This window comes from Mesorhizobium abyssinicae (assembly GCF_049887195.1).
GTDB lineage: Bacteria > Pseudomonadota > Alphaproteobacteria > Rhizobiales > Rhizobiaceae > Mesorhizobium > Mesorhizobium abyssinicae.
Window position 1 is genome coordinate 1 of sequence record NZ_JARAKC010000017.1, and the last position, 16,380, is coordinate 16,380.

The following is a 16,380-nucleotide window of genomic DNA, read 5'->3' on the forward strand; positions in this document are numbered from 1 at the left end:
CGCAGACGATCGGCGCCAACTCCGACACGGCGAGCGCCAGCTTCGCGGCCGCCTTCCTGGCGGCGGTGTCGCCGAGCTATGGCGCCGACGGCGCCGGCTCGACGGTGATCAGCGGCTATACGCTGAATGTCACCAACTCGGCCTCGGGCCTGACCAGCCAGGGTGAAGCGATCACGCTGGTCAAGGTCGGCAGCGACATCGTCGGCCAGAACTCGCATGGCGATATCTTCAAGATCGCCGTCGACGCCGCCGGCACGGTGACGCTGACGCAGTACCAGCAGATCGACCATCTGCCGGAGAGCCTCAACACCTCGAACGACACCTTCCACCTCGACCTTGCCGCCGGCAAGGTGTCGCTGTCGGCGACGGCGACGGTGACCGATGGCGACAACGACCAGGCGACCTCAACGGTCAGCACCGATCTCGGCGGCAACATCGGCTTCGACGACGACGTGCCGTCGGTAACGATCACCGCAGCTCCGGCGATAAAGGCAGCGCTTGACGAGACGGCGACCTCGAGCGGCGTAGCCACGATCAACACCGGCGCAATCGTCAAGGGCGACGATCCCGATGTCTCGGGCTCGGGCTATATCTCGACGGCGACGAGCGTGGGTGCTCTGGTGACGGTAAACGCGCTGTTCGGCGCGGATGGAGCCGCTGCCTCGGGCAGCACGGCCTATGCGCTGACGGTGACGAACGCGAACTCGGGCCTGACGCTGACCGACGGCTCGGCGATCAGCCTCCAGCAGGTCGGCAGCGCGGTCGTCGGTGTTGTGTCCGGCGGTACGTTCAATGGCCAGGCGGCCTTTGCCATCTCGATCAATGCCACGACAGGCGCGGTGACGGTCGAGCAATATCTGTCGCTGGACCATCCAGCGGAGGCATCCGCCGCCAACAGCTTCAACAGCTATGACGAGACGCTGGCCCTGGCCGCCGGCAGTCTCGGCGTGAAGGTCACGGTCACGGACGGCGACAACGACCAGGCGATCAGCAACACGGCCGATGTGTCGAACCAGATCACCTTCGACGACGACGGCCCGACGCTGGGAACCTTCACTTCGGGTACGATCCCGAATGAGGTTGGATCGGTCGCAGGGTTCTTCGCGCTGGCGGCGGGTGCCGATGGTCTCGATCACTTCAACATCACCGGCCCTGCGATCGCAGGCATTACCTATACCAGTTCGACCGCGGCGGACGGCACGACGGTGCTTCACGGGAATTCCGGCGCAATCGAAGTGTTCAACCTGACGGTGAGGCCGGATGGCACCTATGAGTTCGATCTCGTCACACCGCAGGCCACGACGATCGTCACTCAGACGCTGACCGGGCTGAGCCCGGGTGGACCGACGCCTTTCCTCGAAACGCCGAATGGCCTGATCGAATTCACAGGCAACGGCAACGGCGTCAACTCTTCCACGCAAGGCTTCGGTGTCGACAACCAGTTCATCGACAGCGGCGAAAACTTCACCATGGAGTTCCACACTTCAGCGACCGCCGGCAATGATGCGCCGACGCTGAATCCGAAGTTCATCGGCAGCATCGATTTCAACGTGAACAACGGCTCCGGTTCGGTTTCGTGGACGGCGACCAACTCGGTCACCAACCAGACCCAGAACGGAACGGCGACGGTGGTGAACGGACACCTCGTCATCGACCCGACGATCGACTTCAACCTGATTTCGATTACCGGCAATGCCGATGCGAAAATGAGGCTGGCGTCAGTCGACATATCGCAGACGATCCTGCCGTCCGACCTCAACCTGCAGTTCCAGGTTTCGGCGACCGACAAGGACGGCGACTCCACTGCGGCACAGCCTGTGAGCATCCACGTGGTGGCGGCGGACGGATCCGGCAACTTCACGCTTCCCGGCTTTGCCGGCACCGTGAATGACGTCATCGCCGGGAGCTCGCATACCGACACGATCTCGGGCGGAGCCGGAACCGACATTGCCGACTATACGGGCAGCGTGGCAGCGGTCTCGATCCATCTGGCCGATGACGGGCATGCATCCGGAGCGCCGGTGACATTCACCAATCCGGGACTCGGCACCATCGGCGGCGGCGATGCCGCCGGAGATACGCTGACGGGCATCGAGGGATTGATCGGCGGCTCGGGCAACGACTACCTGTTCGGCAATGCCGGGGACAACTATCTTGCTGGCGGGCTTGGCGCCGATACACTGAACGGCGGAGGCGGCAGCGACACCCTTGTCGGCGGCGCCGGCAACGACACGCTGATCGGCGGCGCCGGTCAGGATACTCTCACTGGCGGCACAGGCGCCGACACGTTCAGGCTTGAGAATCTCGACATCAAGGACCTGATCACCGACTTCAGCGGCGTCGGCGGAGACGGCGACAAGATCGATCTGACCGCGCTGTTCGACACCGCTCCTGGCGGCGCCAATGTCGGCGACTTCGTCAACTACGATGCGGCGACCGGCACGCTCAGCGTCGATGCCAACGGCACGACCGGCGGCGCCAATTTTGTCGACGTCGCGACGCTGACGAACCACCCGGCGGCGAACACGATCACGCTGCTCTACGACGATGGCACGACCACGCATACGACAACGGCAAATCTGGTGTAGCAGCGTGGCGCTAAACCGTTGAACCGCGCCATGTATTAGAATAGTAATATACTATGGATATGGAGGGGACTTTATCATGAAGCGTTCCGCAAGATTGCTGGTGTCGGCCGCGGCCCTGTTGCTGGTCGGATCGGCAGGGCGTGCCGCCGACATCATCGAAGGCCCGACGGCCGACTACTGCCGCACCGTCGGGACGTCCAACCTGGTGCTGACCGACAACATCGCCGACCTGAAGACCCAGGTGGTGAAGCTGATGGACGAGTCGGTCGCCGTCGCCAAAAGCCCGGAGTGGATCCACTCGTCGCGCCCCGCCTTCGTCTGGGCTTCGGAAGCCAAGGCTTACTGCGGCATGGCCTATGGCTACCTGAAGACGAACTACAAGGACGAAGACACGCTCAACAAATGCGAGTGCTTCCACGATCGCATGGTCGAGTACATGAACTGACCTGAAGGGCGAGCGCGCCAACAGACTGGTGATGACAGCCCCGAAAGCCTTGCCGCTCGCCGCCGCGAGCCTGGCGCCGGTTGCCGCGCATGCTGGCGCGGCGCTTCGCGGCATTTCCAACAGACGGCACCCGCCCTCGCCACAAGCGTGGGCAATCGCGTTTGCGCTGGCGGCCGCCTTGTCCGGCTGCCAGTCGAAAGGCAGCGTGAGCGAGGCGCTCGATCCGGCCGCGATCGCGGCGCCCGGCGCGCCCGCCGGCAGCAGCGTCGCCGCGGCGCCGAAGGCGATGCAGGCGACGCAGTCGCTGGGCACAGGACCGGCCAAGATCACCATGCTGCTGCCGCTGTCGGCTGCGGGAGGCGCGGGCGAAGACGGCAGGAAGATGCTTGACGGCGCCAAGCTCGCCATGGCCGATCTCGGCAACAATCTGCTGACGCTGACCGTCGAGGACACGCACGGCGATCCGGCCAATGCCAAGGACCTGGCGGTCAAGGCGATAACGACGGGATCGAAGGTCGTCATCGGCCCGACCGAACTGCCGGCCGCGCAGCACATCGCCAAGCTGTCGGGCTCGACGCGGCCGCCGGTGCTGGCGCTGGCCGACAATTTTTCCGGCAGCCCCGGCGTCTATGCCGTGCGGCTGAGCGAGGCCGACAGCGCGGCGGCGGGCGCGGCGGCGATCGCCGCCAAGGGCGCCAAGAAATTCGTGTTGCTGGTGGCCGCGGGCAGCGATGCCGGCGCTGTCGAGAAGCGGGTCGCCAACGGCCTCAGCATCTATGGCGCGGCGCTTGCCGTCACCCTGCCCTACTCGCCGGCCGACGGCGGAGCCAAGGCGGTTGCCGACATGGGCTCGCTGGTGGACGCGCCCGATGCGGTGATCGTCGCCAGCGGAGACGCCAGCCCGTCGCCGGTGCTCGCGGCGCTGAAGGCAAAGGGCATTCCCGGCAAGACGGTCTCGCTCATCGGAACGGATCGCTGGCTGGAGCATCCGATCGATCCGTCGTTCGAAGGCGCCTATATCGCCACGCTCGACCAGAGCGAGACCGGGCCGATCGCCGACCGTTTCAACGCGACCTTCCACTACCCGGCTGACGTCAACGTCGCCTATGCCTATGACATGGTGGCGCTGACCGCGGGCGTGGTAAGCGCCGTCGGGCCGAACGGCTTCAGCAAGCAGGTGCTGGAAAACGCCAGCGGCTTCCGCGGCTCGACCGGCCTGTTCCGCTTCCGCGCCGACGGCTCCAGCCAGCGCACGATGCCGTTCTACCGGGTCGAGAAGGGCGCGCTGAAGCTGGTGGCGAAGTCGACTGCGGGGTTTTGAGGGCCGGGCCTCAGTTGAGCTGCTGCAGAACGCCCGAACTGCTGGCCAACATCAAACTCTCATAGATATGGAACGCGATCGAGCAGATCGTCGCGAGCGCGATCGGCACGCCAAACGGCACGACGCCCTTGCGATCGAGATGCTGCACGTAGACGCGAAACAAGCCCGCCGGAAGCATGAAGGGATTTTTCACGATCAACGCCGTGGCCAGCGCAAAGATTAGCAGCAGCACGCAAAACACAACGAGGCCGCTGCCGCCGATCAGCAACGGCACGACCGCCATCAACTTGACATCGCCGGCGCCGACCTTGCGTAAGGCCCAGAATGGGAACAGCAGGACGAACAGCAAAAGACCGGCGAGCGCGCTCAGGCCCGTATTCCACCACGATCCGGATTGGACCGACAGAAGCAGCAGCGACCCCAGACCCATACAGAGCAGCAACAGCACTTTCTGGTTGGATATCTTCTGCGTCGTGAAGTCGACCCAGGCGATCCTGGCAAGCAGAGGGATGGCAAGCGCCTTGAGCAGCAGCGATGCGCCGAGCAGCATCGCTACTGCCGCTCGACGTTCTGCACGCTGGAGGACAGAAGCTTCAGATTGTTGGCCACGGTCGGATCGTTGGGCGCCAGCTCATAGGCCTTGAGGAAGTTGGTGCGGGCGTTCTGCAGTTTGCCACGCAGCAGATAGGAATAGCCGAGATTGTTGTAGTATTCCGGCGTGCCGCCGATCAGCTTGAAGGCGCGGCTATAGGCCAAATCGGAAAGGTCGAAGCGGCGGATGCGATCGCAGGAAGCAGCAAGCCCCAGCCACGCAACGCCATCGTTGGGCGCCAGCCGGGTCGCCTTGTAGAACAGGGCGCCGGCATTGCCGTAGTTTTCCGAGCGGAACTGGTTCTTGGCCTCGGCGACCGCCTGGTCCGAGGCATAATAGTCGACGTCGCTGACCGTCTTCAGCCCATCGAACGTATCGCCAAAGGACGTGACGTCGCCCTTGGACGGTTCATTGGTGCGAACGACACCATCGGTGGCATCCGTCTGGCAACCGGCAAGCAGCACAATCAGCAAACTTGTAGCGGCCGCGAGGCGTATTTTCCCTGTCATTCTGTCCCCCAGGGGTCCCCCGACTCCAATTCGAATCTAAGCATATGACAGCTTAGAAGAAAATGCCTCTCATGCGAATGACCACCGGTAACATGATCACCATCATCACCACCGGGAAGATGCACAGCCCCAACGGAATCATCATTTTGACCGGTAGCGAATTGGCGCGCTCCTCGGCACTCAGAATCCTCTGCCCGCGCATCTCTTCGCTGTAAACGCGCAAAGCGTCGGTCAGGCTTGTGCCGAGTTCTTCCGACTGCCTGAACAGCACAGCCAGCGCCCGCGCCTCGTCAAGACCGATACGGTCCGCGAGTTCGCGCAGTGCCTCCCGTAGCGGCTTGCCGGCACGCAGTTGCAGATTCATGATCGCAAGCTGGATGCCGAGCCATTTGTGGGTGCCGGCCAGTTCGCTGCTGACGCGCTCAACCGCTGCCTCCAGGCTCATTCCCGCGTCGGCACATGTGATCATCATGTCCATGAAATCGGGAAAGCCGCGACGATAGGTTTCCTTCTGCGCGCTCTCGAAGCGATCGAGCAAAACGCTCGGAATCACGAGGCAGGCGAGCCCGAACAAGCCGGCTCCGGCAAAGCCTATAAAACCGGGCAAGGAAGGCGGTAGAATTCGGGTCAGGATCGCATAGACAGCCAGAAACCCGACACAGACCGCACCAAGGCGCGACAGGGTATATAAGAGCGGAGCGCTCGGCTGATAGAAGCCCGCCCGAAAGAGCTTCGCTTCGAGAGCATTTGGCTCGTCCCGCTCCTTTTCTATCGATCGAAAATATGCATCGACCGGCCGCTGCGCTGCGATCCTGGCAAGATGTTCCTGTCCGACGAGCGTGCGCGGATCGGAAATCCCTTCTCCCATCAGGCTTTGAATGACCAGCTTCCGCGTCTGCAGCGCCGGCAAAAAGACGAGGGCGCCGAACAAGAAAAGCGCCGCCGCCGCCACGAACACGGCGACAGAGACCAGAGCGCCCAGATTCTGAATAGTCGAAAACAAGTTTATGCCTCGCTCCTGTCAGAAATCGAAATTGACCATTCGATACATGATGAAATCTCCCAGCAGCGCCCATAGGCCAAAAATCAGGAACACCGGCATGATTAGCGGGTCGTGCCAAACCTTGCCGTAGTAGGTCGGAGAGAGCAACTGAAGGATCAAGAACATCGCAACTGGGAACAGTGAGATGACCCATGCCGACACCCGGCCCTCCGCCGAAAGCGCCCTGATCTTCCGCCGCAGCTTCTGCCTCTCGCGCAGTACGGATGAGAGATTGGACAGGATCCCGGTCAAATTGCCGCCGGTCTTGGCCTGGATCGACAGCGATACCGACAGCAGATGGAGTCCGTCGAAACCCACCCTCTGGGAGAGTTTTCGCACGGCCTGTTCGATGCTGAGGCCGAAGGTAATTTCGTCGGAGACGATACCGAATTCGGTGCCGAGAGGATCAGGCATTTCGCGGGCTACGAGACCAACCGCCACCGAGGCCGGATGTCCGGCGCGCAGCGAACGCACGATCATGTCCAGTGCATCAGGTAGTTGTTTGGCGAATTTCTGGATTCGCTTGGCGCGCGCGCGGCGGAGAACGAGAAGTGGCAGCACAAATCCGATTGTCAGAAAAACAAGCAGCGACACCAAGGCCGAGAAGCCGAGAAGGAACGATAATAGCAGCGCTACTACTAGCCCGACTAGAATAAACATCGCGGCAAACGACAGGGGGTTTCCTGTGATTCCGGATTGGGTATAGAGCCTATTCAGCCCGACCAGGCCAAAAAGAAAGTCGCCTGACTCCGTCAGCCCGCGCTCGCGCAGCAAACCTTGCAAGGTTCTTTCGGCCGGAGCGTCATCAGCCAGCCGCTTCAGCCGATGGTTGATCGCGCCAATCCGTGACCGGCTCTTTGCAAAGGAAAGATACAGAACCTCGCCGGCAAGAATAGCCGACGCGGCTGCGAGCACGTAAATAAAATACAGCAAAGCTTGACCGGTCAACATCAGAGCGCAACCTGTGGGTTGAACGCGTCCTTGGCGAAATGATGGCCAAGCGTCGCCGCCTCAGGGGCAAAGCGTGGACGGATGCCGGTGGCGCGAAACTCGCCTATGATCTTGCCCTCCGGCGTCACCTCGCGACGGACGAAGTTGTAGATTTCCTGGAGCTGGACGACATTGCCTTCCATGCCGGTAAGTTCACAGATGGAAATAACACGCCTTCCCCCGTCCGAAAGACGCTGCGTCTGCACGATGATGTCGATGGCTGACGCTATCTGCGCTCGGATGGAGTCATTGGTCATCGGCATGCCGGCCATGCCAACCATCTGTTCGAGACGAGACAGCGCGTCACGCGGGGTGTTGGCGTGGATCGTGGTCATCGAGCCTTCGTGGCCGGTGTTCATGGCCTGCAGCATGTCGAAGGCTTCCTCGCCGCGCACCTCGCCGACGATGATGCGGTCGGGCCGCATGCGTAGCGCGTTCTTCACCAGCTCGCGTTGACGGACCTCGCCCTTGCCCTCGACATTGGGCGGGCGGGTCTCCAGCCGGCCGACATGAGGCTGCTGCAGTTGCAACTCCGCCGCGTCCTCGATGGTAATCAGGCGCTCGCTGGATGGGATGTAGCTCGACAGTGCGTTGAGCAAGGTGGTCTTGCCGCTGCCCGTACCACCCGAAACCAGGATCGATTTGCGCGACAGCACGGCGATCCGCAACAGATCGATCATCGGCTGCTTGATTGAATTGAGCGCCATCAGTCGTTCGAGCGAATAGGGATTCTTCGAGAATTTGCGGATCGAGACCAGCGGGCCGTCAACCGATATCGGCCGAACCGCGATGTTGACGCGGGAGCCGTCCGCCAGGCGCGCATCGACCATCGGCGCGGATTCGTCGACGCGCCGGCCGATATTTGAGACGATCTTGTTGATGACGCGCAGCAGATGCGCCTCGTCGCGGAAACGTATCTTGGTCTCCTCGAGCACGCCACGGCGTTCGATGAAGACGCGATTGTGGGTATTGATCAGGATGTCGGCGATCGAATCGTCTTTCAGCAGCGGTTCGATCGGCCCCAGGCCAAGCATCTCATCGGCCGTATCGCTGGTCAATTGATCGAGCTCGCGGGCATTGAGCGGCACGTTTCTTCCGCGGACAAATTCCCGCACGATCGGCCGGATCTCGTTAAGGATCTCATCCTTCGATGCCGTTTCTAGCGCGGCAAGATTGAACCGGTCGATCAGGTGACTGTGGAGCTCTACCTTGAGCGTGAGAAAATCGTCGCCCTGCATTTCGGCATCCGACGCCGGAGAGACTGCCGCTCCATTCGATGTCGCCACGACGGCCAAAGGCTGCGACGCCCGCGGCTCACTCGGTCCCTTGATGAAGCGCCCCAGCATATGACCCAAGCCCCCGCAAACTTCCCTCAGTTTGGAAACTAAGCGTTAACCACCAGGGGCACAAGCGCCGAGCACGGACGAGAGGATCGAATACTTACAACATAGTTAAGACGAGACACCAAAAAAATCGGTTTATTTTCGGAGTGTGGATCCAGGAGCACACCTCTACTCCAGCCTCACGAAACGTTTCGCCCTGCAACGTACGATTCCCTCGCTACCGACCCTCGGTAAGCCGTTACATATAAAGGACTATGCACATACTCTAATATGATGAGGCTACCGATATGGGTGGCGCAAGATTGTGAACGAATGGTTAAGAGCGTTCAAAAAATTAATCGAATCAATCCCTTGCCAAAATTAGACTGACTTCCGTTCATGTATTCGAAGGTTAAGGAACTGTTAATCCCGTTTGACTCTGCTTTTTGGCGGGACTTAGATCAAGTCGACGGGGGATGCTTGGGTATGGGGTTCATCCTTGGCTCTGTCTCGTCGGGTTCAACCTCCAAAGGGAGAAATTATCATGAAGAAGCTCATGACGATGACCCGGCAGTTCCGCGACGACGAAAACGGCGCTGCCATGGTCGAATATTCCATCCTTATCGGCATCATCGCCGTTGCATCGATCATGGTTGTCATCGCCATCGGCGCCTGGGTGAACGGTCGGTTCACAGAACTTTGCACCGGTCTCGACGCGCACCCGACTGGCACTTGCTCCGCGGCTGGCGGAAGCTGATCGCCTAACAAACTCAGGTCCGGGTCTCACGACCCGGACCTGAACCGGTCGCACTGGGCGAGTGCGGTTCATTTTTACTGGGCTTTTGGGGTTTAGGCTCATGCGCGCCAATACACTTATCATGATCATCCTGGCCGGCGTGTTCGGCGTCCTAGCGGTTGTCCTTGTGAATATGTGGCTGGCCAGCCAGCGCAGCGCCATGGCAGAAGCAAACGGTGTCCAGCGCGACACGGTCGTAGTGGCCGCGGTGCCATTGAAATTCGGCGACACGCTAACATCAGACAAGCTCCGCGAGATCGCCTGGCCAGCGGGCGCGGTTCCAACCGGCGCCTTCAAGACCACGAAAGACGCGTTGGCCGGCGAAGGCGTAAAGCAGGCGCTGCAGACGATTGGCACCAACGAGCCCGTGCTCGCCACCAAGATCACCGGCCCTGGCCAGCGCGCCACGCTCTCGGCAGTACTCGGCGAAGGCATGAAGGCCGTTTCCATCAGGGTCAACGACGTGCTTGGCGTCGCCGGCTTTGTCTTCCCGGGAGACCGCGTCGATATCCTCCTGACGCGAACCGTGCGCGACAATGAGGGCACGGACAAGAGTTTTGTCGACGTGCTGCTGCAGAGCATGAAGGTGCTCGCCGTGGACCAGGTTGCCGACGAAAGCAAGGATAGTCCGACGGTTGTCAAGGCGGTAACGGTCGAGGCCAGCACCAAGGACGCGCAGAAGCTCACACTCGCCGCCGGCGCCGGCCAATTGTCGCTGGCGCTTCGCCAAGCCGCGGCCAGCAAGGGCGAGACGACCGGACGCGTGACGCTTTCGGATCTGACCGGCGAAACGCCTGACGATGTAGCCAAAAGGCAGGCCGAACTGGATAAGCAGGCAGCCGCCGCAGCTGAGCGCAAGCGCGCCGACGACAGGATTGCCGGATTGACCCAGGCCGTCGAACGGGTAGGCAGCAAGCTCGACGATTTAAGCAAGGTCAAGCCGGCACCGGCTGTGGCATCTGAGCCGCAGGTGCAAGAAGTTGTCAAATATGTACAGCCGGAGCCGCCGGCACGGGCGACAATCGGTGTATTTCGAGGTATAAAACTCGAAACATACGATGTGCCGCGACAAAAATGACGCCGGCGCATTAGGATCGACACTCCGAATCAGCCGGCAGGGGGTTAGCGTAGATGCGTGTGTTCCGGAGACCACTGGCGGCCGCCGCTTTTGCCTTGTCGTGCGCATTGCTGCCGCTCAGTCCCGTGGCCCATGCCGCCGACCGCAGCATCGATGTTTCGAACCCGACTATCCATCGCATCTTCGTGCCGGTGTCGCAGTCGGTGACGATCCAGGTGAACTCCACCCTGGGCGACATTGTGGTGGGCGACGAGAAGATCGCCGACGCGCAGCCGATGACCGACAAGACGCTTTATGTCATCGGCAAAGGTGTCGGCACAACGACCGTCAACCTGTTTTCCGAAGACAAACGCTCACTGGGCACGCTCCAGGTTGAGGTCGGTCAAGATGTCAGCGACATGGCCGCGGCAATTCGCCAGGTGGCGCCGCGCGCGCGCATCGAGATCGGCTCGATCAACGGCAAGATCAGGCTTGGCGGCCACGTCAAGGATGGCGCCACGCTGGCGTCGATCCTTGAGATAGTACAGCAATATGGCCCCGACGCCATCATCAATTCCGTCATCGTCGACGACAGCCAGCAGGTGAATCTCGAGGTCCGCGTGCTTGAGGCCAAGCGCAACGCCGGCCGCGATCTCGGCGTGTCCATCAGGAGCACGAATGGCAGGGGTACGACTCGCACCGGGACGGGCATTGCGGCCGTCGACGAGGATGGCGTGGTGCTGGGACCTGGGGACCTGCTCAGCGGCCTGCTGTCGACTAGCAACCCTTTCGCAGCGCTGATTACGCGCGTCATTGACAGCAACATCAAGGTCGACCTGATCATTGAAGCGCTTGAGGCAAAGGGCGTCGTCCGCACGCTGGCTGAACCCAATCTCACCACCTTGTCCGGCGAGCCGGCCAGCTTCAACGCCGGCGGCGAAGTGCCTATCCGTGTCCTCGGCAATGATGGAGAGGTAACCATCACGTACAAGCAATTCGGCGTCAATCTGATGTTCACGCCGGTCGTACTCGACGACGGCAAGATCCATATGAAGCTGGCGCCGGAGGTGAGTGACCTCACCGGTTTCACCACCGCCGGCGACCCGATCTTCACCAACCGCAAGCTGGCAACCGTGGTGGAACTCCGCGACGGCCAGAGTTTCGCTGTCGGCGGGCTCCTGTCGAGCAAGACCACCAAGCTGCAGAACCAGGTGCCGTGGCTCGGCCAGGTTCCGGTTATCGGCACGCTGTTCCGCAATTCGAGCAACCAGAAGGAAGAGACCGAACTGGTCGTCATCGTCACGCCGCATATCGTGCGGCCGACAAAGCCCAGCGAGCAGCTGGCGACGCCGTTCGACAAGACGCGGCCGGCCAATGATCCGGAGTTCTTCATCCTCGGCCAGCTCGAGGTGAACAAGGACATGATCCGCCAGTATGAACATGGCGAAGGCGTCACCGGCCCTTATGGCCACATGCTAGACGTGAAATCGAAGGACAAGATGCTCTATGTCAAGAAATAAGCTCTTGCTCGTCGTTCTGTGCACCGGCCTGCTGACAGGCTGCGCCGCAGACTATCTGAACAACTACGACACGGTGACGCTGGCGGCCGGCGATACGCAGAAATTCAATTCGTTGCTGCAGACGGTCGACCCGTACAATCCGAACTCGAAGAACACACATATAGAAGGCGACGGCGCGCGGGCAGCCGCCGTTGCCCACAGCTACAAATTTCCGCCGCCACCGCCGCCACCGCCTGCGATCACGGTCAATGTCGGCGGGTCGGGTGTGACCAACGGAGCGAATTGAACAGAAGGATGCGGTCGCAATGCGCCGGGTGAGTGAGGGGCCTGGTGCAAGGAAGTAGAGAGTAGGGTCATGTTGGGGACCATTAGGGCGTTCTGGAACGATCAACGCGGCATAGCGATGATCCTAGTGGCTATAATGATACCTGTACTGGTCGGTTTCGCTATTCTGGCCATCGATTTCAGCCGGGCCAGCGCACTGCACAACGATCTTCAGAAGGGTGTCGATGCTCTTGCGCTTGCTACGGCTTCGGAACTGGACGGCAAACCGGATTCGATCATCAGAGCAGATCGGGCCAAGACGACCCTTCTCACCAACAAAACCAAGTTTTCGACTGCCGGCGATCATACGCTCGTCCTGTCTGATGTAACGGTAACCTACTTGACTGGCATTCCCGCCAGCGACGACACCAGGTTGAGCGCTGCCGGCGTCGACGCCAACGGCGTCAACTGGGCCAGCACTGACCCTACAGCGGTGTCTTTCTCCTTGGTGACGGTGAATGCTTCCGGTTTGGCGGATGGCGCAGGTGCCTTCGAAACGATCTTTCCCGTAAGCCTTATCGGCGGCAGCAATACTATGGACATCCAGCCCCAGGCCGCGGCCGGATTCGTTCAGTCGATCTGCGAAACCGTGCCGCTTTTCATGTGCAACCCGTTCGAGACGACCGACCCGTTGACCAGCAAGACCATCCAGCAAGCGTTCGCATCGGGCGACACTTATGGTCGCGAATTTCGCGTCCTGAAGGCCGGCAACAATCCTGGCCCCGGCAATTTTGGCTTACTCGACAACAGCCTTACATCGCTGCGCGACGCCATCGCAATGGGAACGGCTGGCACTTGCTACAACCGAAATTCGCTTACCACCAAAACCGGCGTCACCTTGGGTGCGGTCAACACCGGACTGAATACAAGGTTCGATCTCTACAGCGGCTCTCTGAACAAGTATGACAGGGACTGGGCATATCGGCCGTCCAGCAATGTTCGCAAAGGCCAGAAGACTGGCTGTAGCAAATATGATCCCGTCACCGACAATACTGCGCTGCCCCTCCCTCCTGGAACCAACTACGTCGACACGAAAGGCATGTCTGACAAGATCACGGCGCAAAGCTTCTGGAACAGCTACTGGACCATAAACCACGGGACGGCATATCCGAATGTCCCGAGCGCAACCAACCCGACCGGCTCCAAAACTGTGCCGGCCTCCCGATACGACGTCTACAAATATGAGATTTCGCAGGGGTTGGTGGGTGATAAATCGAAGGCGCCGACGAAAGAAACCGGCACGCCCGCGTGCTACAAGGGTACAGCCCCGACACCGGATCCCGATCGCCGTCTCCTCAACATGGCAATCGTCGATTGCCTTGCGAATACTGACAAGATCAACGGTCACGTCCAGATCAAGCCGTCTGGCTATGCGAGCGTGTTCGTGAACACTCCGGTCCAAAAGCAGGATAACACCAAAGACCCCGAGGACCCTTCGGCTGGCGAAAAGCCCATCAGTTTGGAGATCGTTGACGTAGATGGCGGATTCGCCAACAACACCCTTGTGGACAAAGCATTCCGCAACGAAGCCCAGCTGTATCGGTAGTGTCGACATGACCAGGTTCGGCAAAATCATCTGGCGGTTCCACGGCGACGAAAGTGGCATCGCCTTGGTGGAAGCCGCGATCACAATACCACTCGTGTTGCTATTATCAGTCGGTGTGTTTGAATTTTCCAACATTCTGAACACGCGCCTGCTGCTCGAAGCAGGAGTCGAGGATGCGGCCCGCTATATGGCGAGATGCAGTAGTAACTGGGACACCTGCAAGGGGCGCGCGCAAAACCTTGCTGCCAACGGGGCAGTCGTTAGCGGCAGTGCCAGAGTGGCCGGATGGCTTCCGACGACAGTTGAGATTACCAAAACATCCACGGCTGCGACCGATGTAGCCACGGGCATCCAGCTTTATCTGAGCAACACGAGCACGGTCGACGTTGTAGACGTCAGTACATCCTATGCTTACCCAGACTTTGGATTCTTGTCGTATCTTGGCTTTGGTGCTCTTACCCTAAGTGTCTCCCATCAAGAGCGAGTTATCGGATGGTGATGGGAACCCAAAGGCTTTGCGCCGAGGAGTCGGGCACCGCGATGGTCGAAATGGCCATCGTTCTGCCATTACTATTGACGCTTCTGCTTGGCTTCGTCGATTTCGGCTATGCCTTTTATCAATGGAACGCCGGAAACAAAGCTGTGCAAGCCGGCGCAAGACTGGCGCAGATTTCTACCCCTGTAGCACTCGGTCTTCCATCTGAGACAATAACGCAGAGCGATGTAACCAAAGTCGGAACCGCAGTGCCGGCCGGCACATATGACTATGTCTGTACCGCAAGCGCAGTAGGTGTCGCTTGCTGCAGTATCGGAGGAGGCGCGTGCCAACCATCGAATGCGAGCCAAACGGCCTTCGATGCGATCTATGACGGCACGGCCAACCGGGCCGGAATGCACGACTTCCTGTCGACGCTGAAAAAGTCAGAGGTTCGGATCGAATACGCCGCCTCAGGCCTGGGCTATTGGACGCGCCCCAGCGGACCGGTGCCGACCATCACCGCCAGCATCACCAACCATCCGTTCCAGTTCTTCTTCCTGGGCGGACTGCTCGGTTTCAACAACATCACCATGCCCTCCATGCTGAGCACGGTCACGGGCGAAGACATGAAGAGCACGTGGGCACCATGAACGCCATCGACACCAAGGTCCTCCCGACCAAACGAAAGCAGGTGGCCCTGTTCTCGTCGGATCCGCAATTCAAGCGCGACGTGTCGACAAGGCTCGATGCCCTGGCGATCTACGACGTCAGAATTTCGGAGACAGCCGAATTCCTCAAGGGACCGCCCGCCGACACGCGTCCCGGCATCGTCATCCTCGACCTTGCAAATGGCGAGCTGCTCGGCCAGCCGGGCATCGTAGAGGCGCGCTCCAAATGGGCCTCGGTGCCGCTGATCGCGATTTCCGACGAGCTGACGTCGGACCAGACGCGCGTGCTGGTGCGCATGAACGCCTCGGACTGGCTGCACAAGCCGCTCGACGCCAAGGAGCTGCTCAACGCCGTCACCTTCCACGACACCGGCAACCAGGGCACCAAGAGCCGTATCATCACCTTCATCGCCGCCAGCGGCGGCGCCGGCGCCACCACGCTTGCATTGTCGGCGGCGGAATACCTGGCCTCGAAGTCGTCCGAGCGCGCCGCCTCGACCTGCCTGGTCGATCTCGATTTCCAAAGCGCCAATTGCGGCGCCTATCTCAACCAGTTCAACCAGTTCGACCTCTCGGGGATCATCGGCCAGCCGGAACGGCTCGATGTCGAATTGATGGACGTCATCAAGCTTTCGCGCCAGTCGGGTCTCACGCTCTACTCCTTCGAGCGGCCGGAGCTTCCGTTCGAGCCGCGAGGCGCCGATTTCGTGCTGCGGCTGCTCGATCTCGTCGCCTACCGCTTCGACGACATCGTCATCGACCTGCCGAACATCGAGACGCCCTGGCACAGTTCGGTGCTTTCGACGAGCGACGAGATCTTCATCGTCTTCGAGCTCAACGTTGCCTCGCTCAGGCAAGGCAAGCGGCTCTACAAGAAGATCCGGGAGCTGCGCGGCAACCAGGTGAGCATCACGCTGGTCGCCAACAAGCACAAGCGCAAATGGTTCGGAAACCACTTCTCGCGCAGCGAGCTGGAGAAGATCTTCAAGGCGCCGCACATCAAATCGGTCGCGCTCGACAATGCGCTTTTGACCGATGCGCTGAATCGCGCCATCCTGCCTTCCGAAGTGGACAGGCGGGCGCGCTTCAACAAGGACCTGAAGCTGATGTTCAAGGAACGGCTCAGTGACGCCGGCCGCTAGGACGCACATCATCCGTGTCTTCGCCGGCGCTTCCATCGCC

General features: G+C 60.6%; 16 protein-coding genes. 11 read left to right on the top strand and 5 right to left on the bottom strand.

Annotation, left to right across the window (positions count from 1 at the left end; translation table 11 throughout):
* The 3 genes from PU724_RS26140 to PU724_RS26150 all read left to right on the top strand — a co-directional run.
* A partial coding sequence (locus PU724_RS26140; RefSeq protein WP_426213667.1) for a DUF5801 repeats-in-toxin domain-containing protein occupies positions 1 to 2,588 on the top strand: 2,588 nt, incomplete at its 5' end.
* Positions 2,589 to 2,664: 76 nt separating this feature from the next.
* Positions 2,665 to 3,033 (top strand): hypothetical protein, encoded by a 369-nt coding sequence (locus tag PU724_RS26145; RefSeq protein WP_127285480.1) that lies wholly within the window; start codon positions 2,665 to 2,667, stop codon positions 3,031 to 3,033.
* 31 nt (positions 3,034 to 3,064) lie between these two features.
* Positions 3,065 to 4,354, top strand: coding sequence for a type 1 periplasmic-binding domain-containing protein (locus PU724_RS26150; RefSeq protein WP_354424377.1), 1,290 nt, complete (start codon positions 3,065 to 3,067; stop codon positions 4,352 to 4,354).
* A 10-nt stretch (positions 4,355 to 4,364) separates the two neighbouring features.
* Here PU724_RS26150 and PU724_RS26155 read toward each other — a convergent pair whose 3' ends face one another.
* From PU724_RS26155 to PU724_RS26175, 5 genes are read right to left on the bottom strand one after another with little or no spacing between them, the layout of a single operon-like run.
* Entirely contained in the window at positions 4,365 to 4,904 is a 540-nt protein-coding gene (locus PU724_RS26155) for a prepilin peptidase (RefSeq protein ID WP_354424379.1), read from the bottom strand.
* A gap of 2 nt (positions 4,905 to 4,906) precedes the next feature.
* Complete coding sequence (locus PU724_RS26160; RefSeq protein ID WP_354424381.1) at positions 4,907 to 5,455, bottom strand: tetratricopeptide repeat protein; 549 nt, start codon at positions 5,453 to 5,455, stop codon at positions 4,907 to 4,909.
* A 52-nt stretch (positions 5,456 to 5,507) separates the two neighbouring features.
* Positions 5,508 to 6,458, bottom strand: a complete 951-nt coding sequence (locus PU724_RS26165; RefSeq protein ID WP_354424382.1) for a type II secretion system F family protein — start codon at positions 6,456 to 6,458, stop codon at positions 5,508 to 5,510.
* Between the two features lie 18 nt (positions 6,459 to 6,476).
* Entirely contained in the window at positions 6,477 to 7,448 is a 972-nt protein-coding gene (locus tag PU724_RS26170; protein ID WP_354424384.1) for a type II secretion system F family protein, read from the bottom strand.
* The gene (locus PU724_RS26175) at positions 7,448 to 8,833 is read right to left on the bottom strand and encodes a TadA family conjugal transfer-associated ATPase (protein ID WP_354424386.1); all 1,386 of its coding nucleotides are present in this window, start codon (positions 8,831 to 8,833) and stop codon (positions 7,448 to 7,450) included. The genes PU724_RS26170 and PU724_RS26175 overlap by 1 nt, the downstream gene beginning before the upstream one ends.
* A 520-nt stretch (positions 8,834 to 9,353) precedes the next feature.
* On the opposite strand from PU724_RS26175, the gene PU724_RS26180 reads away from it, so the two are divergent.
* From PU724_RS26180 to PU724_RS26215, 8 genes are all read left to right on the top strand, one after another.
* Positions 9,354 to 9,566: a Flp family type IVb pilin gene (locus PU724_RS26180; protein WP_127292960.1), complete on the top strand. Its 213-nt coding sequence runs from the start codon at positions 9,354 to 9,356 to the stop codon at positions 9,564 to 9,566.
* Between the two features lie 100 nt (positions 9,567 to 9,666).
* Positions 9,667 to 10,683: a Flp pilus assembly protein CpaB gene (cpaB, locus tag PU724_RS26185; RefSeq protein ID WP_354424388.1), complete on the top strand. Its 1,017-nt coding sequence runs from the start codon at positions 9,667 to 9,669 to the stop codon at positions 10,681 to 10,683.
* 53 nt (positions 10,684 to 10,736) lie between these two features.
* On the top strand, positions 10,737 to 12,182 hold the full coding sequence (locus PU724_RS26190) for a type II and III secretion system protein family protein (protein WP_354424390.1): 1,446 nt from the start codon (positions 10,737 to 10,739) through the stop codon (positions 12,180 to 12,182).
* Positions 12,169 to 12,468: a hypothetical protein gene (locus PU724_RS26195; RefSeq protein ID WP_354424392.1), complete on the top strand. Its 300-nt coding sequence runs from the start codon at positions 12,169 to 12,171 to the stop codon at positions 12,466 to 12,468. The genes PU724_RS26190 and PU724_RS26195 overlap by 14 nt, the downstream gene beginning before the upstream one ends.
* 117 nt (positions 12,469 to 12,585) lie before the next feature.
* Positions 12,586 to 14,052: a pilus assembly protein TadG-related protein gene (locus PU724_RS26200; protein WP_354424495.1), complete on the top strand. Its 1,467-nt coding sequence runs from the start codon at positions 12,586 to 12,588 to the stop codon at positions 14,050 to 14,052.
* Between the two features lie 7 nt (positions 14,053 to 14,059).
* The gene (locus PU724_RS26205; RefSeq protein ID WP_354424394.1) at positions 14,060 to 14,551 is read left to right on the top strand and encodes a TadE/TadG family type IV pilus assembly protein; all 492 of its coding nucleotides are present in this window, start codon (positions 14,060 to 14,062) and stop codon (positions 14,549 to 14,551) included.
* On the top strand, positions 14,545 to 15,180 hold the full coding sequence (locus tag PU724_RS26210) for a TadE/TadG family type IV pilus assembly protein (protein ID WP_354424395.1): 636 nt from the start codon (positions 14,545 to 14,547) through the stop codon (positions 15,178 to 15,180). The genes PU724_RS26205 and PU724_RS26210 overlap by 7 nt, the downstream gene beginning before the upstream one ends.
* Positions 15,177 to 16,340, top strand: a complete 1,164-nt coding sequence (locus tag PU724_RS26215) for a CpaE/TadZ family protein (protein ID WP_354424497.1) — start codon at positions 15,177 to 15,179, stop codon at positions 16,338 to 16,340. The genes PU724_RS26210 and PU724_RS26215 overlap by 4 nt, the downstream gene beginning before the upstream one ends.
* The last annotated feature ends 40 nt before the right edge of the window (positions 16,341 to 16,380 follow it).